Below are 22123 nucleotides of genomic sequence, written 5' to 3'. Positions count from 1 at the left end.
GCCCGCCCCCGCCACGCCGCCTATCTCGCGCAGGAGCGCGAGTTGGTCTGGCCGGTCGCGGTCGAGGATCTGGTGGCGCTCGGCTGGCGCGCGCATCCCGACCACCACGGCGAGGGGCTGGCCGAGGCCCGCGCATGGCTCGCCCGGCTCGGGTTGCAGGATTTCGCCCGCCGCCAGGTGCCCGGCCTCTCGGGGGGCGAGAAGGCGCGCGTCCTGATGGCCCGCGCGCTGGCGCAGGGCGCGCCGCTCCTGATCGCCGACGAGCCCTGCGCCGCGCTCGACCCCGCCCAGGCGATCCGCACCGCGCGGTTGCTGCGGGCCGAGGCCGGCGCAGGCCGCGCGGTGCTGGCGACTTTGCACGACCTGCCGCTGGCCGCGCGCCATTGCACCCGGATCGTGATGATGCACCACGGCCGGATCCTGGCCGACGGCCCGCCCGCCGATGTGCTGCGCGAGGATCTGATGGCGCAGGTCTTCGGCATTGCACTCGATCGCCGCCCCGGCCCGGGGGGCGATCACTGGCTGATCACCGAACTGACGGAGAATGAGGATGCGTGAGGTTCTGCAACGCTGGCTCGGAGACGAGATCACCGGCTGGTCGATGGGCTCTTTCGGGGCGATCTGCGAATTCACCCGGCTGGACGGCGACCCGCCGGCCGAATGGGCCGACCGCGGCACCGGCGTCTTCACCGCGCGCGGCGGCATCCGTTTCGACCGCACCGAAGGGGTGCGGGCGCTGGCCTGGGAAATGCCCTCGACCAAATCCGAACGATGGTTCCGCCACGTCGAATTCCTGCTGCCCGAGGCCGAGGCGCGCCGCCCCTCGCGCACCGGCTTTCACGAGATCGGCGTGGATCATGAGGCGATCCGCCCCGAAGACCGCGACATGGTGCTGTTCGACTGCGGCCTCGCCCAGGCCAATGTCGAATTCTGCATCCGCACCCGCGATGCCGAACTGATCGCCGCGCTGCGCGAGAACGAGGGGAAACTCGCCGGCGCCCCCGACAACACCGCCTGGCCTTTGATGATGGCCCGCCATCCGCATCGCGTGGCGCTGACCGCCGCCGGGCGCTGCGAGGTCTATCAGAAGATCGGCGGGCCCGACACCGACTGGAAAAGCCCGCCCGGACCGCACACCCATCTGCTGCCGAAGCTGCTGGCCGCCGGGCGGACCCATTCGGCGAACACGCCGATCCCCGACGGCTGGCTGCCGGTGGCGAGCCTGCACCCCGCCTCGCCCTTCGCCCTGCCCGACGGCACCCCGCGCGAGAGCTTCAGCCGCGAGGTCTGGGCGCATTACACCGATCTGATGGAGGCGCATCGCGCGCCTGAGGTGAAGGCGCTCCGCGAGGCGCTCGCCCGCGGCCAGACCGGCGAGGACGATGCCCCGGTGGTCGATGCGGATGAGTGGCCCGAGGACCGCCCGCTGCCCGCCGGCCGCCATCTGCGCCATGCGCAAAGGGTGTGGGAGCTGGAGCGCCGCTTCACCGGCGCCGCATGAACGCCGCCCCGCCGATCCAGCGCGGCACCCGGGCGGCCCATCGGTCGTAATCCGCGCCATGGGCGGCGCGCAGCGCCTGTTCCTCGTCGCGGATCTGAACCGAGGCCGCGGCGGGGAACAGCACGGCCGCCAGCAGCGTTGGCAGCGCGGGGATCGCCAGCGCCAACCCGGCCAGCAGCATCGCCTGGCCGAGGAAGGCCGGGTTGCGGCTGATCCGGTAAAGCCCGCCGGTGACCAGCGCGCCGACCTCCTCCGGCGCCACGCCCACCCGCCAGGAGGCGCCCATCGACATCTGGGCGGCGAAGGCGATCATCGCGCCCGCCGCCGTCAGCATCGCGCCGATCAGGCCGAAGGCCGCCGGCGGCCCCATGGTCCAGAGCGGATCGGCCTCGTGCAGGACCGGCACCGCCAGCCACAAAAGCGGCCCGGCCAGCGCCAGCACGAAGGCGAGGCGGAAGCCCGCCGCCGCAAGGCGCGCGCGGCCCCGGGCGCGGCCGAACAGCCAGGCGCTGCGCCCCGCCGCGCGGCTGGCGCCGAGCGTGCCGAGGGCGAACAGCCCCAGCCAGAGCCCGGCGATCCCGAGCGCGATCCAGCCGGACTGGTCCATCATCTCAACCCTCTCTCGCCGGATCGAAGGTCAGCAGCCGCAGCGCGTTCAGCGTCACCAGCACCGTCGCGCCGGTATCCGCGAGGATGGCGATCCAGAGGCCGGTGAGGCCCAGAACCGAGGTCACCAGAAACACCGCCTTCAGCCCGAGCGCGATGGTCACGTTCTGACGGATGTTGCCCATCGTGGCCCGCGCCAGCCGGATCAGCGCCGGAACGTCGCTCACCCGGTCGCGCAGGATCGCCGCATCGGCGGTTTCCAGCGCGACATCGGTGCCCGAGCCCATGGCGACGCCGATGCCCGCCTGTTTCAGCGCGGGAGCATCGTTGATACCGTCGCCGATCATCATCACCGGACCGCGCGCGCCCATGGCACGGATCTCGGCCAGCTTGTCCTCGGGCATCATTTCGGCGCGCCAGTCCATGCCGAGGGCCCCGGCGATGGCGGCGGCGGTGCGCGGGTTGTCGCCCGTCAGCATCACCGCGCCGACGCCCATGGCGTTCAGCTGACGCATCGCTTCCGCCGCATCCGCGCGCGGCTCGTCGCGCAGGGCGATCAGGCCAAGCGGCTGACCCTCGCGGAACACGGCGACCACGGTCTTGCCCTCGGCCTCCAGCTCCGCCGCCCGGGCCACGGCATCACCGCCGATCCCGGCCATATCGGCGGCATGGCGGGGCGAGGCGACCCAGGCCTTCGCACCATCCACCAGAGCCTCCACCCCCTTGCCGGGGATCGCCTTCGCCTCGCGCGCGGGCAGCGGGGCCACGCCCGCCGCTTCCGCCCGGCGCAGCACCGCCTGGGCAAGGGGATGCGACGATCCGGCCTCGACCCCGGCGGCCACCGCCAGCAGATCCGCCCCGGCCACGCCCGGGGCGGGGATCAGATCGGTGACATCGGGCTTGCCGCGCGTCAGGGTGCCGGTCTTGTCGAAGGCGACCTGCGCCACCTTGGCCGCGGTCTCGATCACCGCGCCGCCTTTCATCAGAAGACCCCGTTTCGCGCCCGAGGACAGCGCCGAGGCGATGGAGGCCGGGACCGAGATCACCAGCGCGCAGGGGCAGCCGATCAGCAAAAGCGCGAGGCCGCGGTAGATCCAGGTGTCCCAGTCCTGGCCAAAGGCCAGCGGCGGCACCAGCACCACCAGCACCGCCACCGCGACGATGGCGGGCATATACCAGCGCGAGAAGCGGTCGATGAACCGCTCGGTCGGAGCACGGGCCTCCTCGGCCTCTTCGACGAGGCGGATGATGCGGGCGATGGTGTTGTCGGCGGCGGCGCGGGTCACGCGGATGCGCAGCACCGCCTCGGCATTGATCGAACCGGCGAAGACCGGCTCGCCGGGGCCGCGGGTGCGCGGCACACTCTCGCCGGTGACCGGGCTTTCGTCGATGCCGGAGGTGCCCTCGGTGATCTCGCCATCGGCGGGGATGCGGTCGCCGGGGCGGACCAGAACGGTCTGGCCGGGCTTCAGCGACCCGGCCGGAACCTCGCGGGTCTGGCCGTCCTCCTCCAGCAGCGCGGTCTTGGGGACGAGGTTCGCCAGCGCCCGGATGCCGTCGCGCGCCTTGCCCGCGGCGACGCCCTCCAGCACCTCGCCCACGGCAAACAGGAACACCACCAGCGCCGCCTCTTCCGCCGCGCCGATGAACAGCGCGCCGATGGCGGCGATGGTCATCAGGCTTTCAATGGTGAAGGGCTGGCCCATGCGCAGCGCCTCAAAGGCGCGTTTCGCCACCGGGGCGACGCCGATCAGGCAGGCGACAAGGAAGGCCCAGTAGCCATATCCCGCCGGGGTCAGCAGTTCGAACACCCAGGCCAGCGCCAGCAGCGCGGCGGTCAGGATCACCAGCCGCCCCTTGCCGGTGCGATACCAGGGCTTGCCGCGGTCGGCCGGGTCGTCGTGGATATGGCCGGGGGTGCCGTGGCCCGCGTCGCCAGACCCGGCCCCCGCGGCGCCGGGCTCCGCCCCGCCCGAACAGGCGCCGCTGCCGCAGCAATCGCCCGCCGCCGCGGGGGCCGGTCCCGCCTCGGGCTGTTTCGGCGCGATGCCGAAGCCGAGCCTGCGCACCACGCCCTCGATCTCTTCGGCCGGCGTCGCGCCCGCCGTCAGATCCAGCGACAGCTTCTCAGCCATCAGCGCGACCTTCACGCCGCTGACGCCCGGCAGCTTTTCCACCGCCCGGGTCAGCTTCACCGTGCAGGCCGCGCAGTCCATGCCCGTGACCGTCCATTCCCGCCGCTCTGTCATCTCATCCTCCGCCCCGCCCGGGGCCTTGTCCTCATCGAATCGGAAACCTAAGTGCTATAGCAACTATAGGTTCAAGAGGTTTCTCATGCTGACGATCGGAAAACTGGCCGGGGTCACCGGGGTGAAGGTGCCGACGATCCGCTATTACGAACAGATCGGCCTTTTGCCCGAGGCCGGGCGCAGCGCGGGCAACCAGCGGCTTTACGGCAAGGCGGCGCAGGAGCGGCTGAGCTTCATCCGCCATGCCCGCGATCTCGGCTTCCCGCTGGAGGCGATCCGCGAGCTTCTGAGCCTGTCGGACGATCCCGCCCGCCCCTGCGCCGCCGCCGACGAGATCGCGCGGCGCCAGCTTTCCGCAGTGAAGGCGCGGATCTCGCGGCTGGCTGCGCTCGGGACCGAACTGGAGCGGATGCTGGAGCAATGCTCGCATGGCACGATGGCCGATTGCCGGGTGATCGAGGTGCTGGGCAATCACGACCATTGCGCACAGGATCATCACGGCGGCACGCAGGACCGCCTCTGAGCCCCGCCGCAATCGCCCGACCCCTTCGAGGACTTCGGCGCCGCGCCGGACGGGCCGGCAACGCAGAGAGGGGGCCAGCCCCCGTCCCGGCAAAGCCGGGACTCCCCCGGGATATTTAGAGACAGAAAATGACCTGGGATGGTGCATTTTCTGTCCTTAAATATCCCCGCCGGAGGCTCCGCCGGTATCCGCCCCCCGCTTATGGTCACAAGGAGGAGCCCTGTCGGGAAACCGGCTTTCCTTCGGCCACGGTCGTCCCCGCCAGAGGCCCCGGCGCCGCGCGGGGGCGCATCTGCCGCAGGGGCCGCGCCGGGAATGGCCCTTGCCCCGCGGGTGCGGGCGGGCTATGGCCTTGCGGGTCGGTTTCCGCAAGGAATTGAAAGGGAATCCGCCGCCCCGTCCGCAGCAGGTCTGCGCGGGGCGAACCGGAACTGCCCCCGCAACTGTAGGCGGCGAGGTGATCTGCGACATGCCACTGTGGCCATCCGGCCATGGGAAGGCGCCAGAGACCCCGTGACCCGCCAGTCAGGAGACCTGCCGACACCCGTTAGCAACTGTCCCGGGCGGGGTTGTCCGGCGAGGTGTCAGATGACGTCAGCGAAGACATGCCTTCGGGCATCGGATCCTGCCAGCGTGCGCGGTTTTCGCGTCGCCCGCCCGGATGGCGCTGCCTCGCTTTCCCGTGCCGCCCGGGCGCATCCCCTCAACCGGAGATCCCCGATGCTTTCCCGCATGACCCTGCGCCTTGGCGCCGCGAGCCTTCTCGCCCTTTCCGCCGCCCTGCCCGCCCTCTCGGAAACCAGCTATCCGCTGGTGCTGGAGAATTGCGGCGTCAGTGTCAGCTTCGACAAGGCGCCCGAAAGCGCCGTCACCGTCGGCCAGGCCACGACCGAGATCCTCTATTCGCTGGGCCTCGGCGACAAGGTGGCCGGCACTTCGGTCTGGTTCACCCCGGTGCTGCCCGAGTTCCACGATCTGAACGAAGGCGTCGAGCGGCTGGCCGACAACGACCCCTCGTTCGAGAGCGTGGTCGCCAAACGCCCCGGCGTCGTGACGGTGCAATATGAATGGCATATCGGCGCCCAGGGCATCGTCGCCACCCGCGAGCAATTCGCCGATCTCGGCATTCCGACCTGGACGATGCCCACCGATTGCGTGGCGAAGGACAACACCCAGGGGTCGGACGGCACCCGGCTGGAGATGTTCTCGATGGACAGCCTCTATCAGAGCATCACCGAACTGGCCGCCATCTTCGACGTGTCGGACCGCGGCGAGACGCTGGTCGCCGATCTGAAGGCGCGCGAGGCGGCGGCGGTAGCAGCCGCGCAGGCGCTGGATCTGCAAGAGGCCTCGGCGGTGTTCTGGTTCTCCTCGGCCGAGATGGACATCGACCCCTATGTCGCCGGGCGCAAGGGTCCGCCGGCCTGGATGATGCAGTCGCTGGGTCTGAAGAACGTCATCGAAAGCGATGAGGAATGGCCGGTGGTCAGCTGGGAGACCATCGCCCGCGCCAATCCCTCGGTGATCGTGATCGCCAGGATGGAACGCCGCCGCTTCGAGGCCGACGATTACGAGAAGAAGCTCGAATTCCTCAAATCCGATCCCGTCACCAGCCAGATGGATGCGGTTAAGGAAGGCCGTATCGTGGTGATCGACGCCCATGCGATGGATCCCTCGATCCGCAACGTCGGCGCGCTTGAGGAACTGGCGGCCGCGCTGCCGGCCTTCGGTCTGAAATGAGCCTCGCGGCCGCCCGGGTTCCGCTTTTGCCGCGCCTGATGGCGCGGACGGCGGCTGGTGCGGCCGTGCTTCTCGCCGCGATCCTCGCCGGGGTGATCCTCGGCGAGACGCCGCTGCCGTGGGAGACGGTCCGGGCGGCTTTCGCGAACAATCTCTGGCAGGCCGGGCTGCCGGTCGATCCGATCGACCAGGGCATCATCTGGGCCTATCGGGTGCCGCGCACCCTGGTCGCCGCCGCCTGCGGCGCGGGGCTCGCGCTTGCGGGCGTGGTGTTGCAGGCGCTGGTCAGGAATGCGCTTGCCGACCCCTATCTGCTGGGGGTTTCCGCCGGAGCCTCGACCGGGGCGGTGGCGGTGACGATCCTTGGTGTCGGCGGCGGGGCCCTCGGCATCTCGGGCGGGGCTTTCCTTGGCGCGACGCTCGCCTTCGGCCTTGTGGCGGCGCTGGCGCGGGCGGCGGGCGGCGGCCCGGCGCAGATGGTGCTGGCCGGAATCGCCGGATCGCAGCTTTTCAACGCGCTGACCTCGTTCTTCATCGCGAAATCCGCCAATGCCGAACAGGCGCGCGGGATCATGTTCTGGCTCTTGGGCAACCTTTCCGGCGTGCGCTGGCCGGATGTGACACTGGCGGTGCCGGTGGCGGTGGCGGGGTTCCTCGCCTGCCTGTGGCATGCCCGCGCGCTGGACGCTTTCGCCTTCGGCCAGGATGCGGCGGCCGCGCTTGGCATCCCGGTGCGCCGGGTGCGCATCGTGCTGATCGGCGCGGTCACACTGATGACGGCGACCATGGTCAGCCTTGTCGGCTCCATCGGCTTCGTCGGCCTCGTCATCCCCCATGCGGCGCGCTTCCTCGTCGGGCCGCGCCACGGGCGGCTGGTGCCGGTCGCGGCCATCGCGGGCGCGGTGTTCCTGATCGCCGCCGATGTGGCGTCGCGCATGTTGATCCCGGGCCAGGTGGTGCCGATCGGCGTCGTCACCGCCCTTGTCGGCGCGCCGGGATTTGCGCTGATCCTGATCCGCGGCAGGGCCAGGGGATGAGGCTTTCCGCGCATAATGCCGGCTGGTCGGTGCGCGGGCGCGAGGTGGTCGCGGCGGTCGATCTGGAGATCGGCCCCGGCGAGACCTTCGGCCTGATCGGCCCGAACGGCTCGGGAAAATCCACCCTGCTGCGGCTTCTGGCCGGGATCGCTCCGCGTGCGAAGGGCGAGGTGCGGCTGGACGACCGCCCGCTTCACCGCATCCCGCGCCGCGAGATCGCGCAGCACATCGCCTTTGTCGAGCAGCAGGCCGACACCGCCGAGGCGCTCTCGGTGCGCGACGCGGTCGAGCTTGGCCGCACGCCCTGGCTTTCGCCGCTGACCCCCTTCTCTTCCACCGACGCCGAAATCGTCGAGGCCGCGCTGACCGCCGTCGGCATGGCGCATATGGCGGCGCGAATCTGGTCTACTCTATCCGGCGGCGAGCGCCAGCGCGTCCATATCGCGCGCGCTCTGGCGCAGCATCCGCGGCTTCTGTTGCTGGACGAGCCGACCAATCACCTCGACATCCACCATCAGCTGACGCTCCTGCGCCTTGTGAGCAATCTGCCGGTGACGGTGGTGATCGCGCTGCACGATCTGAACCAGGCCATGGGCTGCGACCGGCTGGGCGTGATGGAAGGCGGCCGCCTTGCCGCCGTCGGCCCGCCCGCCGAAGTGCTGACCCCCGAACGCCTGGCCGCCATCTTCCGCGTCGGCGCCAGCCGCCTGACCGATCCTGCGGACGGCGCCACCCTTTTCCGTTTCCACTGTATCGAGGACTGACCGATGAACCGCCTGCTCGTCCCCGCGCTGATGATGGCGCTTGCCGGCCCCGCCTTCGCCGAAGTGCATGAGGTGGGCATGTACAACCGTTCGGAAAACGGGCCGATGATCTACGAGCCCTCGTTCCTGAAGATCGCTCCGGGCGATTCCGTGCGCTTCGTGCCCAGCCAGCCCAGCCACAATGCCGCGACCATCGACGGCATGATCCCCGAGGGCGCCGAGCCGTTCAAATCGAAGATCAACGAGGATTTCACCGTCACCTTCGGGGTGGAGGGCAGCTATGGCATCAAATGCTCGCCGCATTACGCCATGGGGATGGTGATGCTGATCCATGTCGGCGAGGTTGCGCAGACGCCCCTGCCCGACGATCTGCCGAAGAAGGCGCGCGAGCGGTTCGACGCGATCCTCGCCGCCGAATGATGAACCGCAGCCTCGCCGAGGAGATCCGCGATTACTGGTCGCGCCGGTCCGAGACTTTCGATCTCGCCTTCGGCCATCACATCGCGCCGGGGCCCGAGGCCGCAGCCTGGGCCGCGCCGATGCGCGACCATCTCGGCCCGGCGCCGCAGCGGGTGCTGGAACTGGCCTGCGGCACCGGCGAGGTGACGCGGCTGTTGCACGATCTGGGCCATGAGGTGACGGCGCTGGATTTCTCGGAAACCATGCTGGCGAAGGCGCGGGCGAAACATGCCGGGAAACCCCGGCTGCGGTTTCTGCTGGCCGATGCGCAGCACACGATGGAGCCCGCGGGGGCCTACGACGCCGTGGTCTGCCGCCATCTGGTCTGGACGCTGACCGCGCCCGAAGCCGCCTTCGCCGAATGGTTCCGCCTGCTGCGCCCCGGCGGGCGGCTGCTGATCTATGACGGGGACTGGGCGCGGCCCGCGCCCTCGGGGCTCTGGGCGGCGCGGCTGCTGGCGCTCTGGGACCGGATCGCCCCCGATCCGCATTACGACGGCGCCCTCAGCGACCGGCACGGCGCGATCATGCGGCAACTGCCGTTCGGAGATGGGCTGACATACGAGCGGCTCGCCCCGATGCTGGAGGCCGCGGGCTTCCGGGGCCTCAACCGCATCAGCCACGAGCCGATCGCCCGCGCGCAGCGCCGCACGCAAGGCCTGCGCAACCGTCTGCGCACGCGGGTCTGGCGGCGCTTCATCCTGGCCGCAACCCGGCCCTGACCCCGCCGCGCCGCACTGTCGGCGCGCGCGGGTTTCGCGGCGCAGGCAAATCATCCGCCCCTTTCCCGCCGCCGGACAGCATCCTTCGCCAAAGAGTGCGACGCCCGGCGCTGCTGCGCCCCGGCGCCCCACGCCAGGCCGACCGGAGCCGTGCCTCGGCCTGCCCTACGGAAGAAATCCCTTCTCCCCCCGGCGAATTATGAAATCTCCTCCGTTTGCAGAGGCCCCGGCTTTCGCTGGCGATCTGCAGGACAGCACAGATGCGATCACCGGAGGCCGGAATGGACAGAGCGCAAAGCGCAGCGCAGGCTCCGGTGCCGCAGGCTGGCCGGAAACAGCGCGCAACGCCGCAAGATTCGTCCGGCCTGCCGGATCAGGGCGCCGTCGCGGAAATTGCGGGCAAGCTGCGGCTGATCCGGCAGTTCTTGCAGCGACGGCGCAATCCTGGCCGCACCACACTGCGGCTGCCGTCAAACCCCTGCATCATCGCGTTTCTGAACCTGGCTGCTGTGTCCGCCCCATTCCGGCCCAACGACCTGACGGCTGAGACCGCCGACGCCCGGGTCGCGGCGTTGATCGCCCCGGTGCGCAACCGGCTGGCCCCGCAGAACTGCAACGCGCGGTCGGGGTCTGCGCCCGCGCCTGCACCGAACGCGTGGAGGCGGAGTTCACCGAAAGCCTCATGCGCATCCGCGACCTGCACGACATCGGCGTCATGGCGGCCTTCCCGACCATCCTTAAGCGCGCATCCGCCCGCCTCCCTGGCGTCGGCGCCATCCAGCATTACCGCATCGCGCATGAGCTTTGCCGCCCTGGCGAGAAGACCCGTCCGACCTGCCGGTCTTCAGGCCCGGGCCGGATACCGGGGCGGTTGAGAGCAAGGCCGGAATATCTGGTCGCCCTTGCCGATACGCTCCTTAAGCCGGGCGGCCGGACGCTGCAACGCCACCCGACCCACACTCGGCACGCGGCTGGTCCAGGGCAGACGCGCCCGCGAGATCCCCGCCGCGGTCGGGGACATGCGCAGAGCGCTCGGCGAGGCTCCTCCGGCCCTGCCCGCGTAGCGCCATCCGGGGGGCGAGCGGTGCGTCGGCACCTATGGGCTTTCCGCCGCCATGCCGGGAGTCCGCCGCGATTTCCCGCATATGCGGCTGTTCGTGCAGGAGAACCGTGGCGAGAGGCGTTTGCGGCAATCCTCCGAAGGAGTGCATCATGCGCTGCTGCTGCCCGACAAGCAGGCCGCTCCCGGCCTCGTATCGCGCCGCCGGATCACGCGCTTTTGCGAAGAGAACGGTGCCTTGCATGCCCGCGATCATGAGAGAGCCACGCCCGACACCCTGCGCCGGATGGTAGCCGCCGGGATGGTGGCCTCGCTTCTGCCCGCGCGCTGCGTCCGCTCCGAGGTGATGCGCGGGCAACTGGTCACCGCCCGCGCGCCGGCCAGACGGGGCGCCGCACTGGCCGATAGCCTGGCCCCCGGGCGGAACGGCACCACGATTTGACGGATGAAACGCGGAAAGGCGGCCATGGCGAGCGGGACCAGACCACCGCCCTGGAAGCAGTCAGATTTTCCTCACCACCGCACAACGGCCCCGGCAGAGGAAGCAATATCGGGCAGACAACGCCGCGCGGCCATGCGAAAGGAATTTGCATCGGGTGGCAAATCGCTGTTTCATAGGCGGGCTGCATTTGCCGCCTCTTGTGCAGCACCGACACCGCTGAAAGGAAGCCTTCGATGAAAAAAGCAATGATCGGCATGGCCATCGCGCTCGCGCTTGGCGCGGGTCCGGCCTCTGCGGACGACATCGGGCTGGGTATCGGCCTGAGCTGGGTGTTCGGCAACAGCGGCAGTTCCGGCGCCGCGATCGGCCTCAAGGCGTTTTCCTCGCGCGAAGAAGACAAGGCCGCGGGCTCGCTCGGCATCGACTATCATTTCGCGACGAGCGCGGTGCGCCCCAATATCGGCATCGCCTGGATCGGCAACGACATCTTCGCCGATGCGAATTTCGGCTATAATGTCGCGGTCGGCAAGATCGACTTCGGCCTCGGCCTCGGCGCGGTCAACTAGGGCGCGATCCCTTGGAAACCCGGGGCGGCCCGCCTCCGCCTTCTCCGGTCACCAACTGAGCGCGATCTGCCTGGCAATGACGGCCCTCCGTGGCCGGGTTGCCCTGCCCGGGCAGATGCGCGATAAGCGTTGTCAATGTTCCACGGGGCCGAACCCGTCCAGCCCGCCAGCCGTCCGGCCAGGACCCGCCGGCTGCGGGCACTGCGGCAGGCATTCACGGCAGGAACTCTGTGATCTCAATAGGTTGCGACCGCCATGCTGCTTCTGATCGACAATTACGACAGTTTCACCTGGAACCTCGTGCATTACCTGGGCGAGCTGGGCGCCGAGGTCGAGGTCCGGCGCAACGACGCGCTGGAGGTCCAGGAGGCGCTGGCGCTGAATCCCTCGGCCATCGTGCTCTCGCCCGGCCCCTGCGATCCGGCCCAGGCCGGGATCTGCCTGCCGCTGACCCGCGCCGCCTTCGCCGCCGACGTGCCGCTTCTGGGCGTCTGCCTGGGTCATCAGACCATCGGCGAGGCGTTCGGCGGCAAGGTCGTGCGCTGCCATGAGATCGTCCACGGCAAGATGGGCCTCATGCACCACGAAGGCAAAGGCGTGTTCCGCGGCCTGCCGTCGCCGTTCGAGGCCACGCGCTACCACTCGCTGGTGGTCGAACGCGAGAGCCTGCCCGATTGCCTGGAGGTCACCGCCTGGCTGGAAGACGGCACCATCATGGGCCTGCGCCACCGCGAGAAACTGGTCGAGGGCGTGCAGTTCCACCCCGAAAGCATCGCCTCGGAACACGGCCACCGGCTGCTTGCGAATTTCCTCGAAGAGGCCGGGGTGAAAGTCACCGCATGAGCGATATCCTCAAGCCGCTGATCGGCATCGCCGCCACCCGCCCGCTGACCCGTGCCGAGGCCGAAGACGCTTTCGGCGCGCTGTTCGAGGGCGCGGCCACTCCGGCCCAGATGGGCGGCTTCCTGATGGCGCTGCGCACCCGCGGCGAGACGGTGGACGAATATGCCGCCGCCGCCTCGGTGATGCGGGCGAAATGCAATCCCGTGACCGCCCCCGAGGGCGCGATGGACATCGTCGGCACCGGCGGCGACGGCAAGGGCACGCTCAACATCTCGACCGCCACCGCCTTCGTGGTCGCGGGCGCGGGCGTCGTGGTCGCAAAACACGGCAACCGCAATCTCAGCTCGAAATCCGGCGCCGCGGATGCGCTGACCGAACTGGGGCTGAACGTGATGGTCGGCCCCGAGGTGGTGGCGAAATGCCTGACCGAGGCCGGGATCGGCTTCATGATGGCGCCGATGCACCATCCGGCGATGCGCCATGTCGGCCCGGTGCGCACCGAACTCGGCACCCGCACGATCTTCAACATCCTCGGGCCGCTGACCAACCCGGCCGGGGTGAAGCGCCAGCTCACCGGCGCGTTTTCCGCCGATCTGATCCGCCCGATGGCCGAGACGTTGCGCGCCCTCGGCTCGGTCAAGGCCTGGCTCGTCCATGGTGGCGACGGCACCGATGAGATCTCCATCGCGGCACCGACGAAGGTCGCGGCGCTGGAAGCCGGCCAGATCCGCGAATTCACCCTGCACCCCGAGGATGCCGGCCTGCCCTATCATCCGTTCGAGAAGATCATGGGCGGCAGCCCTGCCGGGAATGCCGCGGCTTTGCGCGCCCTGCTCGATGGCGAAACCGGCGCCTACCGCGATGCGGTTCTGCTGAACGCGGCCGCCGCGCTGGTGGTGGCCGACAAGGCCGCAGACCTGCGCGAGGGCGTGGACCTCGCCCGCAGCGCGATCGACTCGGGCGCGGCGAAGGCCCGGCTCGCCGCGGCGGTGCGCGCCTCGAATGGCTGAAACCGGCGCGCCCGAAATCCCCGCCTCCTGGGCCGATCTGCCGTTCTTCCATGACGACTGGCCCGCGCTCTGGTCCCGCCTCGCCGCGAACCGCGACTGGCAGCCCGCGCCGGAAAACATCTTCCGCGCCCTGCGCCTGACACCCCGCGAGCAGGTCCGGGTGGTGATCCTCGGCCAGGACCCCTATCATACGCCGGGCCGCGCCCAGGGCCTCGCCTTCTCCTTCCCGCCGGGCGAGCCGCCGCGCGATTCGCTCAGGAACATCCTGACCGAGATCGCCAGCGACACCGGCACGCAAAAGCGCGACGGCGATCTGTCGGGCTGGGCGAAACAGGGCGTGCTTTTGCTGAACACGATCCTCACCGTGCCGGTGGGCCGCGCCTTCGGCCACAAGGGCCAGGGCTGGGAAAAGCTGACCCGCCAGGTGCTGAACGCCACCGCAGCCGACGGCCCGCGCGCCTTCCTTCTCTGGGGCGGCCCGGCGCAGAAACTCTGCGCGAACCTGCCGCGCGACGGCCATCTGTTCCTGGAAAGCCCCCACCCGTCCCCGCTCTCCGCGCATCGCGGCTTCTTCGGCTCAAAGCCCTTCAGCCGCAGCAACGCCTGGCTCCGGGCCCGCGGCGAGCCGCCGATCGACTGGTCCCGCTGATCCCTTCCCTTCCCCGTCCCCCCGGGTTACACAATCCCGGTATCGTCTTTCACCTTGATGGAAATACCCCACGGGGGTCCGGGGGTGTGAAACCCCCGGCTTTGCGCCCCGACCCGACACAGACCAGAACGGGAGGCCCCGGCCCGATGACGACCATCCTCGACAAGATCAAAGCCTACAAGCTGGAAGAAGTTGCCGCGCGCAAAGCCGCGCGCCCGCTTCCCGAGGTCGAGGATGCCGCCCGCGCCGCGCCGCCGCCGCGCGGCTTCGCGAGCGCCCTGCAATCCGCCGCATCGAACGGCTACGGGCTGATCGCCGAGATCAAGAAGGCCAGCCCCTCGAAGGGCCTGATCCGCGCCGATTTCGACCCGCCCGCCCTCGCCCGCGCCTATGAGGAGGGCGGCGCCACCTGCCTTTCCGTGCTGACCGACGCGCCCTCGTTCCAGGGCGTCGACGAATTCCTTGTCCAGGCCCATGACACGGTGAAACTGCCCTGCCTGCGCAAGGATTTCCTCTATGACCCCTGGCAGGTCGCCGAATCCCGCGCGCTGAAGGCCGATTGCATCCTGCTGATCCTCGCCTCGCTCTCGGATGCTCAGGCCGCCGAGCTCGAAGCCGCCGCACTCGACTGGCACATGGACGTGCTGATCGAGGTCCATGACGAAGCCGAGCTCGACCGCGCGCAGAAACTGAAATCGCCGCTGATCGGCATCAACAACCGCAATCTCCACACGTTCGAGGTCACGCTCGACACCACCCGCCGCCTTGCGCGCCGGGTGCCCGAGGACCGGCTGATCGTCGCGGAAAGCGGGCTCTACACCCCCGACGACCTCGCCGATCTGGCCCGCTTCGGCGCGCGCTGCTTCCTGATCGGCGAAAGCCTGATGCGGCAGACGGATGTCGCTGCCGCCACCCGCGAGATCCTCTCGCGCCCGCTGACCGCCGAAGGCGGCATGCCGCTGTGACCCCGCTCAGCCATTTCGACGCGAAGGGCCAGGCCCATATGGTCGATGTCGGGGGCAAATCCGTCACCGACCGGGTGGCGGTGGCCGAGGGCTGGGTGCTGATGACGCCCGCCACCCTCGCGCTGGCCGCAGGCGGCGCCGCCAAGGGCGACGTCTTGGGCACCGCCCGGCTCGCCGGGATCATGGCCGCGAAACGCACCGCCGATCTGATCCCGCTCTGCCACCCGCTGCCCCTGAGCAAGGTCGCGATCGAGCTGATCCCCGACGCCGCGCGGGGCGGCGTGCGGATCGAGGCAACCGTCGCCACCTCGGGCCGCACCGGGGTCGAGATGGAGGCGCTGACCGCCGTATCGGTCGCCGCGCTGACCGTCTACGACATGCTCAAGGCGGCAGAAAAATCCATGCGGATCGAGGGGATACGCCTTCTGCGCAAAGAGGGCGGCAAGTCCGGCACCTTCGAGGCCGCGCCGTGACTCCCCCCGTCGACACCGGCCCCGGCCCGGCCAATCCCGGCAAGCTGATCCCGGTCGAAGAGGCGATGGCGCGGCTGCTCGCGCTTGCCCCCGCTCTGCCGGTGGAAACCGTGCCGCTCGCCGGGGCCCGCGACCGCTGGCTCGCCGAGCCGCTCCGCGCCCACCGCGACCAGCCGCCATTCGACGCCTCGGCGATGGACGGCTACGCGCTTCAGGGCACGCCGGAACCGGGCGAGACGTTCCGCGTAATCGGTGAGGCCGGAGCGGGACACGCCTTCACCGGCGTGATCGGCGAGGGCCAGACGGTGCGCATCTTCACCGGCGCCCCGGTGCCCGACGGCGCCAGCCGCGTGGTGATCCAGGAAAACACCGCCCGCGATGGCGAATTCATCACCATCACCGACCGCGATTCCGGCACCAACATCCGCTCGCGCGGCCAGGATTTCCGCATCGGCTCCGAACTCGCGCCGCGGCGCCTGCGCCCGTCCGATCTCGCGCTGATCGCCGCGATGAACATCGCCACCGTGCCGGTCCGCCGCCGCCCCGTCGTCGCGGTGATCTCGACCGGAGACGAGCTGGTGATGCCGGGCGAAGACCCGCGCCCCGACCAGATCATCGCCTCGAATTCCTTCGCGATCAAGGCGATGGCCGAGGCAGAGGGCGCCGAAGTCCGCCTGCTGCCGATTGCCCGCGACACCGAATCCGCGCTGAAGGCGGTTTTTGAACTCGCCCGCGGCGCGGATGTGATCGTGACCTCGGGCGGCGCCTCGGTCGGCGATCACGATCTGGTCGCGCCGGTGGCGAAAAGCCTCGGGATGGAGGCCGCGTTCTGGAAGATCGCGCTGCGCCCCGGTAAACCGCTGATGGCGGGGCGGCTGTTCGGCGCGGCGCTCCTCGGCCTGCCCGGCAATCCGGTCTCGTCGATCATCTGCGCCGAACTGTTCCTCCTGCCGCTCCTGCGCCATATGCAGGGCGACCCCGCGCCCGCGCCCCGGTTGCAGGACGCGCGGCTCGGGGTGGATCTGCCCGCGAACGGGCCGCGCAGCCACTATATGCGCGCGCGCGTCGACGCAGGCGTCATCACCCCCTTCGGCAGCCAGGACAGCGCGCTTCTGAGCGTGCTGAGCGAAGCCAATGCGCTGCTGGTCCGCCCGGTTGGCGATCCGGCCCGGGCCACCGGCGAGACGGTGCGCTACATCCCGATCTGATCCTTGCGGGAAAATCATGAAGAATCAGCAAAGAGCTTGACACAAACCGGGAACACGGGCAGAACATTACATCAACGATCCGCCCGTTTTGCCGGAGGACAGGGATGCTGACGCGAAAACAGCTGGAGCTGCTGAACTTCATCCGCGAGCGGCTCGACCGCGAAGGTGTGCCGCCCTCGTTCGACGAGATGAAAGAGGCGCTGGATCTGCGCTCGAAATCCGGCATCCACCGGCTGATCACCGCCCTGGAAGAGCGCGGGTTCATCCGCCGCCTCGCGCATCGCGCCCGCGCGCTGGAAATAATCCGTCTGCCCGAGGCGATAGAGAAACGCCCCGCAGGTTCCGCGGCTCCGGGTTTCGCGCCGAAAGTGATCGAGGGCGACCGCCGACCGCCGCCCACCGATGCGATGCCGGTCACCCCGGTCCATGCGCTGGAACTGCCGGTGATGGGCCGGATCGCCGCCGGTGTGCCGATCGAGGCCATCGCCGAAGTCTCGCATCACATCGCGGTGCCCGGCTCGATGCTGTCGGGGCGCGGGAACCATTATGCGCTTGAGGTCAAAGGCGATTCCATGATCGAGGCCGGGATCAACGATGGCGATATCGTGGTGATCCGCGAACAGGCCACCGCCGAGAACGGCGACATCGTGGTGGCTCTGGTCGAGGATCAGGAGGCCACCCTGAAACGCTACCGCCGCCGCGGCAGCATGATCGCACTGGAAGCGGCGAATCCGGCCTATGAGACCCGCGTCTTCCCCGATCATCTGGTCAAGGTCCAGGGGCGGCTTGTCGGCCTGATCCGCAGCTACTGAGCGGATGGCCTTCCCCCCCCCTCTTGGGGCGGTATGAACAGCTTGGGAAGGATGCCTGCCGGAAGCCGGGTACCCGTGCCGCACGCCATCCCCCTGCCCATATCTTTCTCCTGCCGCTCCTTCCTCTTCTTCAGCCGGATGCGACCGTTCCCGCCGGGCAGGCGCAAAATCCCGCCAGACAGGCCCCGAGAACACCAGTTCCCGCCAGTGGCTCAGGCGCGGAAAGCCCCACCGCGGCCCGCCCGAACAAAACCGGCCCTGGCTCTTCCGACCGGGAATGTTTGCCTTTCATTACGCCCTCACCCGACTGTCAGGAGCGCCTGGAGCAATGCGAGCGGCAATATCATCTCCGGATAAGGATATGATCATCCCCCCGGAGTATCCGGCTGCATAAGCAGAGTTTTCCCGGTAAGATTTTTGATAAAATTACGAATAAAAACAATCAGATACGCAGAGGCGCAAATCCTCGCGGTCCTGCACCAAGCCGATGGCCTTGTTCCGGTTTCCGGGCCGTGCCGCAAGCATGGCACAAGCAAAGCGTCGTTCTAAAGGTGGCGGGCGAAGTATATGCGCCCTGATCCGCCAGATGAAGACCATTGAGGATGAGAACCGCCGGCTGAAGCGGATATATGCGGGTCTGAGCATGCAAGCCGGTCTGCTCAAGGGATCCTCTTGGGAAAAAGTAGCCCGGCCGTTTCGCCGCCGCGGGAAGACCGGGAAGGTGGTGACGCGACACAAGGTCAGTATTGCCCTGGCCTGCCGGCGTTCGGAGTGAGCGAAACCTGCTGTCGCTATGGCAGGCCGGGAACGCGGAGATCGCTGATTCTGGTTGGGCTGACCGATGCCCGCAGACCCGAGGCGCAAGCTGTGCTGCCTGTACCTGCGCAAACGTGAAGGGGCACCTTTGGAACCACAAGCGCGTCTAGCGTATCTGCTGCACACCGGAACTGAACCTGGAGATCAAACTCCGCAAGCGGATCAAGCTGGACAAGCCCAACGCCCTGGCCGTGCCGGAGGCGCCCGACATGATCAGGTCCATCGACTTCATGGCGGATCGTCTGGAGTACATCAGTGGCAAGCTGCGGAACCGGGCTGAGATCCGGGGGATCGCCATCCGCCATCCCACCCTGACAGACCCCCAGCATCGGGCGTTGCAACCGCACCGTCCGTCATGAATGGCTGGACCAATACCTCACCCAAACCATCGACGAGGCACAGGACCACGCCAGGCAATGGCCTGGGGCTTACGACAACCGCCGCCCGAACATGGGCACCCGCGGCATCACACCCACCTAGGAACTGAAAAGGGCCGCGTAAGTTCTGCGAATGCGCCCGATTACACCGGGAAGCGCGTGGCAGGGGCGATTCTATCCGCGTTATCATCGCGTGCCCGGCGGATCGCATCCTCTGCCTCAACGCCGCAAACGAGGCCAGCTATGGTGAGCCGGTCCGGCACGTCGCCTCGGACATGCCCGCGCAAGCTTTCCCGCAGATGCCGTCGCGCCCCTCGCGGACCCGACCGGGGCGCCGACATGGCAGCCGTAACAGCTTCATCGTCCCTGCTTTCCCGGGGGAGCATTCCGGTCGCAACCTGATCAAAAAACCGGGGAAGGTCAGCGGCAAAGCCGCCCTCTTGCTGATCGCGGGCTCTGGGGTCGAAGTTGATGCTCCGCGAAACTCCGCGTCCTCTTGCCGGGGTCTCGCGCAGACATCGCCGTGCGTTCCCGTCGGTATCGCTCTCGCCCTCACCGCATCTCCGCCAGCGCCGCGGCGATCTCCCGGCTCAGGGCGCGGCGCTCCTCTTCGGTCAGGAAGGCGCCGAGCTCGACCTCGCGGCCATCGCCTTTCAGCGTCAGATAGTCCGGCACCGGCCCGCCGCGCGGGTGCAGATGGACCGAGGCCCAGAACGGATTGGCCTGCCAGTTCTGCACCTTCCCGCGCGGACCGTGGCGGGTCAGAGTGATTAGATCGCGCGACAGCATCAGATCCTCGGTCACGGCGCGGTCGCTCCAGGAGCGTTTCAGCGCCCACCAGATCGCACCGAGCGCGGCGAGGACGAAGGGCAGAAGCCCCCAGAAAACCGGCGTGGCGATCACCGGCAGGAGCGGCACGAAGATCAACGCCGCGGTGCCGCCGATGAACCAGACGAAGCCGTAAGGCGGCAGCGAACGGTGGGCGCTCAGGTGAAGGCGGCGGGTTTCGCCTGAGGGGGGCAGCCAGTGGTAGGGCATTTGCGTGTTCAGTTCCGGCGGCCGGAGCAATGGCCGCAGAGAGACAGGGAAGCGCCGGGGGCGGGACCGGAGCCGGCGCGGGGCGCCGAAGCGGGGCGCGCATTGGCCCGGGCAGCGAGCGGATACCGGATATACGGATCGCGATCATCCCGAAGCCGGCGGCGACAGGCCTGTTGGTCAGAGGCGGTGCTGCAAGAGGGAACGGCCACGAGGATATCCTGCGACATTGGCCCGAAAGCAAAAGGCCCCGGTTTCCCGGGGCCTTTGCCGTCAGTGGCTGTGCGAGCGGTCCCAGTCCTCGCGCTTGGGAAGCTGCTCGAACGTATGTTCGGGCGGCGGCGAAGGCAGGGTCCATTCCAGCGTATCGGCATATTCGTTCCAGTAGTTGTTCTGGGTGACCCGGCGGCCGGCGAACAACGTGTAGAACACGATGCAGATGAACAGCAGGAACGAGGCGAAGGAGACGAAGGCACCGATCGACGAGATCCAGTTCCAGTATTCGAACTGCGCCGGATAGTCGATGTAGCGCCGCGGCATGCCCTGACGCCCGAGGAAGTGCTGCGGGAAGAAGGTCAGGTTGGCGCCGATGAACATCAGCCAGAAATGGATCTTTCCGGCAAACTCGGGATACTGGCGGCCCGACATCTTGCCGATCCAGAAATAGACCCCTGCGAAGATGCCGAAGACGGCGCCGAGGCTCATCACATAGTGGAAATGCGCCACGACGTAATAGGTGTCGTGATACTGGCGGTCGAGCGGCGCCTGGCTGAGCACCACGCCGGTCACGCCGCCGACGGTGAACAGGAACAGGAAGCCGAAGGCGAACAGCATCGGGGTCTTGAACTCGACCGAGCCGCCCCACATCGTCGCGATCCAGCTGAACACCTTGATGCCGGTGGGCACCGCGATGACCATGGTGGCCATCATGAAATAGCTCTGCTGCTGGAGCGACATGCCCACGGTATACATGTGGTGCGCCCAGACGATGAAGCCGAGCACGCCGATCCCGACCATCGCATAGACCATCGGCAGATAGCCGAAGATCGGCTTCTTCGAGAAGGTGGCGATGACCTGGCTGATGATGCCGAAAGCCGGCAGCACGATGATATAGACCTCGGGGTGGCCGAAGAACCACAGGATGTGCTGGTAGAGGATCGGATCGCCCCCGCCCGCCGGGGCAAAGAACGAGGTGCCGAAATTGCGGTCGGTCAGCAGCATGGTGATCGCGCCGGCCAGCACCGGCAGCGCCAGCAGGATCAGCCAGGCGGTGACAAAGACCGACCAGGCGAACAGCGGCACCTTGTGCATGGTCATGCCCGGGGCGCGCATGTTCAGGAAGGTGGTGATGATGTTGATCGCGCCGAGGATCGACGAGGCGCCCGACAGGTGGACGGCGAAGATCGCCAGATCCATCGAATAGCCGCCTTCGATATGCGACAGCGGCGGATAGAGCACCCAGCCCACGCCCGAGCCAAGCTGGCTGTCACCGCCCGGCGAGAAGACCGAGGCCACGGCCAGCGCGGTCCCGGCGACATACATCCAGTAGGACAGGTTGTTCATCCGCGGGAAGGCCATGTCCGGCGCGCCGATCTGCAACGGCATGAAATAGTTGCCGAAACCGCCGAACAGCGCGGGAATCACCACGAAGAACATCATCAGGATGCCGTGGGCGGTGACGGTGACGTTCCACAGATGGCCGTTGGGGGTGCATTCGCCGAAGGCCGCGGCGCTCAGGCGCATCCCTTCCATGCACATATACTGGACGCCGGGCTCCATCAGCTCCATCCGCATGTAGACGGTGAAGATGACCGAGATCAGTCCGACGATCGCCGCCGTGAACAGATAGAGGACCCCGATGTCCTTGTGGTTGGTGGACATGAACCAGCGGGTGAAGAACCCCCGATTGTCATGGTCATGCCCGTGGATGGCTGCATCCGCCATAGGCGTCTCCCGCTATTGCACTCGGGACCGCCAGCCCTGGGCTGGGGTCCCATTCCCTTGCTGATGTTTGTTTAGCTGCCCGCAACAGAGGCCGCAACGGCGGATTTGATCTGTGTCAAATCTGATTGCCGTCTCCGGCGGGTGCCGAAGGGGGCGGATGGCGGGCGGAAAGATGTTTGTTTGCCGCAAGATATCAGCCGGGGCGAGGGCAGCGCGATCTGCCCGCCCCGGGGGGTGCGACAGATATGCGCGCCCCCCGGGACGGGCGGGTCCGCAGCCGAACCGGGCCAGAGCCCGCAGCACCGCAATCCGGCCGGAAAAA

22 protein-coding genes, 1 pseudogene and 1 riboswitch are annotated in these 22123 nt (G+C 68.5%); of the genes and pseudogenes, 18 read left to right on the top strand and 5 right to left on the bottom strand.

Translation table 11 applies throughout. The features are described from left to right. A partial coding sequence (locus tag XINFAN_RS14255) for an ABC transporter ATP-binding protein (RefSeq protein ID WP_148087149.1) occupies window positions 1-558 on the top strand: 558 nt, incomplete at its 5' end. Beyond that, the gene (locus XINFAN_RS14250) at window positions 551-1501 is read left to right on the top strand and encodes a DUF6925 family protein (RefSeq protein ID WP_124087535.1); all 951 of its coding nucleotides are present in this window, start codon (window positions 551-553) and stop codon (window positions 1499-1501) included. The genes XINFAN_RS14255 and XINFAN_RS14250, both read left to right, overlap by 8 nt. Here the strand turns inward: XINFAN_RS14250 and XINFAN_RS14245 are convergent. Continuing rightward, window positions 1485-2111: a methyltransferase family protein gene (locus tag XINFAN_RS14245; RefSeq protein ID WP_124087534.1), complete on the bottom strand. Its 627-nt coding sequence runs from the start codon at window positions 2109-2111 to the stop codon at window positions 1485-1487. The two genes, XINFAN_RS14250 and XINFAN_RS14245, sit on opposite strands and share 17 nt — an antisense overlap. Window position 2112: 1 nt before the next feature. Then, complete coding sequence (locus XINFAN_RS14240) at window positions 2113-4356, bottom strand: heavy metal translocating P-type ATPase (RefSeq protein WP_124087533.1); 2244 nt, start codon at window positions 4354-4356, stop codon at window positions 2113-2115. Window positions 4357-4441: 85 nt separating this feature from the next. Here XINFAN_RS14240 and XINFAN_RS14235 point away from each other — a divergent pair, with 85 nt between their 5' ends. The 6 genes from XINFAN_RS14235 (at window position 4442) to XINFAN_RS14210 (ending at window position 9601) form a co-directional block, all read left to right on the top strand. Then, window positions 4442-4879 carry a MerR family transcriptional regulator gene (locus tag XINFAN_RS14235; protein WP_124087532.1) on the top strand — a complete coding sequence of 146 codons (438 nt, stop codon included), beginning with the start codon at window positions 4442-4444 and terminating at the stop codon, window positions 4877-4879. 343 nt (window positions 4880-5222) lie between these two features. Next, window positions 5223-5435, top strand: a riboswitch (cobalamin riboswitch). A gap of 176 nt (window positions 5436-5611) precedes the next feature. Continuing rightward, window positions 5612-6619: an ABC transporter substrate-binding protein gene (locus XINFAN_RS14230; RefSeq protein ID WP_435530874.1), complete on the top strand. Its 1008-nt coding sequence runs from the start codon at window positions 5612-5614 to the stop codon at window positions 6617-6619. Between the two features lie 38 nt (window positions 6620-6657). Further along, entirely contained in the window at window positions 6658-7656 is a 999-nt protein-coding gene (locus tag XINFAN_RS14225; protein ID WP_124087539.1) for a FecCD family ABC transporter permease, read from the top strand. Continuing rightward, window positions 7653-8420 carry an ABC transporter ATP-binding protein gene (locus XINFAN_RS14220; RefSeq protein WP_124087530.1) on the top strand — a complete coding sequence of 256 codons (768 nt, stop codon included), beginning with the start codon at window positions 7653-7655 and terminating at the stop codon, window positions 8418-8420. The genes XINFAN_RS14225 and XINFAN_RS14220 overlap by 4 nt, the downstream gene beginning before the upstream one ends. Window positions 8421-8423: 3 nt before the next feature. Beyond that, entirely contained in the window at window positions 8424-8840 is a 417-nt protein-coding gene (locus XINFAN_RS14215) for a pseudoazurin (RefSeq protein ID WP_124087529.1), read from the top strand. Then, the gene (locus XINFAN_RS14210) at window positions 8837-9601 is read left to right on the top strand and encodes a class I SAM-dependent methyltransferase (RefSeq protein ID WP_124087528.1); all 765 of its coding nucleotides are present in this window, start codon (window positions 8837-8839) and stop codon (window positions 9599-9601) included. The genes XINFAN_RS14215 and XINFAN_RS14210 overlap by 4 nt, the downstream gene beginning before the upstream one ends. A gap of 373 nt (window positions 9602-9974) precedes the next feature. Here XINFAN_RS14210 and XINFAN_RS14205 read toward each other — a convergent pair whose 3' ends face one another. Next, a complete protein-coding gene (locus XINFAN_RS14205) occupies window positions 9975-10400 on the bottom strand; it encodes a hypothetical protein (RefSeq protein WP_124087527.1) in 426 nt (141 codons plus the stop codon). Window positions 10401-10716: 316 nt separating this feature from the next. Here XINFAN_RS14205 and XINFAN_RS14200 point away from each other — a divergent pair, with 316 nt between their 5' ends. From XINFAN_RS14200 to XINFAN_RS14155, 10 genes and pseudogenes are all read left to right on the top strand, one after another. Further along, the gene (locus tag XINFAN_RS14200; protein WP_124087526.1) at window positions 10717-11103 is read left to right on the top strand and encodes a LysR substrate-binding domain-containing protein; all 387 of its coding nucleotides are present in this window, start codon (window positions 10717-10719) and stop codon (window positions 11101-11103) included. A 233-nt stretch (window positions 11104-11336) separates the two neighbouring features. After that, window positions 11337-11669, top strand: a complete 333-nt coding sequence (locus XINFAN_RS14195; protein ID WP_124087525.1) for a hypothetical protein — start codon at window positions 11337-11339, stop codon at window positions 11667-11669. 255 nt (window positions 11670-11924) lie between these two features. Further along, window positions 11925-12512, top strand: a complete 588-nt coding sequence (locus XINFAN_RS14190; RefSeq protein ID WP_124087524.1) for an anthranilate synthase component II — start codon at window positions 11925-11927, stop codon at window positions 12510-12512. Continuing rightward, window positions 12509-13522, top strand: a complete 1014-nt coding sequence (gene trpD / locus XINFAN_RS14185; RefSeq protein WP_124087523.1) for an anthranilate phosphoribosyltransferase — start codon at window positions 12509-12511, stop codon at window positions 13520-13522. Before XINFAN_RS14190 ends, trpD begins: the two co-directional genes overlap by 4 nt. Then, window positions 13515-14171, top strand: coding sequence for a uracil-DNA glycosylase (locus XINFAN_RS14180; protein ID WP_124087522.1), 657 nt, complete (start codon window positions 13515-13517; stop codon window positions 14169-14171). The genes trpD and XINFAN_RS14180 overlap by 8 nt, the downstream gene beginning before the upstream one ends. Window positions 14172-14317: 146 nt before the next feature. Next, window positions 14318-15136, top strand: coding sequence for an indole-3-glycerol phosphate synthase TrpC (trpC, locus tag XINFAN_RS14175; RefSeq protein ID WP_124087521.1), 819 nt, complete (start codon window positions 14318-14320; stop codon window positions 15134-15136). Continuing rightward, window positions 15133-15609 (top strand): cyclic pyranopterin monophosphate synthase MoaC, encoded by a 477-nt coding sequence (gene moaC, locus XINFAN_RS14170; protein ID WP_124087520.1) that lies wholly within the window; start codon window positions 15133-15135, stop codon window positions 15607-15609. The genes trpC and moaC overlap by 4 nt, the downstream gene beginning before the upstream one ends. A gap of 44 nt (window positions 15610-15653) precedes the next feature. Continuing rightward, window positions 15654-16817 (top strand): molybdopterin molybdotransferase MoeA, encoded by a 1164-nt coding sequence (locus tag XINFAN_RS14165; RefSeq protein WP_124087538.1) that lies wholly within the window; start codon window positions 15654-15656, stop codon window positions 16815-16817. 104 nt (window positions 16818-16921) lie between these two features. Continuing rightward, window positions 16922-17629 carry a transcriptional repressor LexA gene (gene lexA, locus XINFAN_RS14160; protein WP_124087519.1) on the top strand — a complete coding sequence of 236 codons (708 nt, stop codon included), beginning with the start codon at window positions 16922-16924 and terminating at the stop codon, window positions 17627-17629. A gap of 432 nt (window positions 17630-18061) precedes the next feature. Next, window positions 18062-18925: pseudogene (locus tag XINFAN_RS14155) on the top strand (transposase). 449 nt (window positions 18926-19374) lie between these two features. Here the strand turns inward: XINFAN_RS14155 and XINFAN_RS14150 are convergent. Both XINFAN_RS14150 and ctaD read right to left on the bottom strand, forming a co-directional pair. Next, window positions 19375-19860: a DUF2244 domain-containing protein gene (locus XINFAN_RS14150; protein WP_124087518.1), complete on the bottom strand. Its 486-nt coding sequence runs from the start codon at window positions 19858-19860 to the stop codon at window positions 19375-19377. Between the two features lie 270 nt (window positions 19861-20130). Beyond that, window positions 20131-21801, bottom strand: coding sequence for a cytochrome c oxidase subunit I (ctaD, locus tag XINFAN_RS14145; RefSeq protein WP_124087517.1), 1671 nt, complete (start codon window positions 21799-21801; stop codon window positions 20131-20133). Window positions 21802-22123 lie beyond the last annotated feature (322 nt).

The organism is Pseudogemmobacter humi (genome assembly GCF_900609055.1).
Classification (GTDB): Bacteria; Pseudomonadota; Alphaproteobacteria; order Rhodobacterales; family Rhodobacteraceae; genus Pseudogemmobacter; species Pseudogemmobacter humi.
This window is presented reverse-complemented; position numbering and strand designations above follow the sequence as displayed.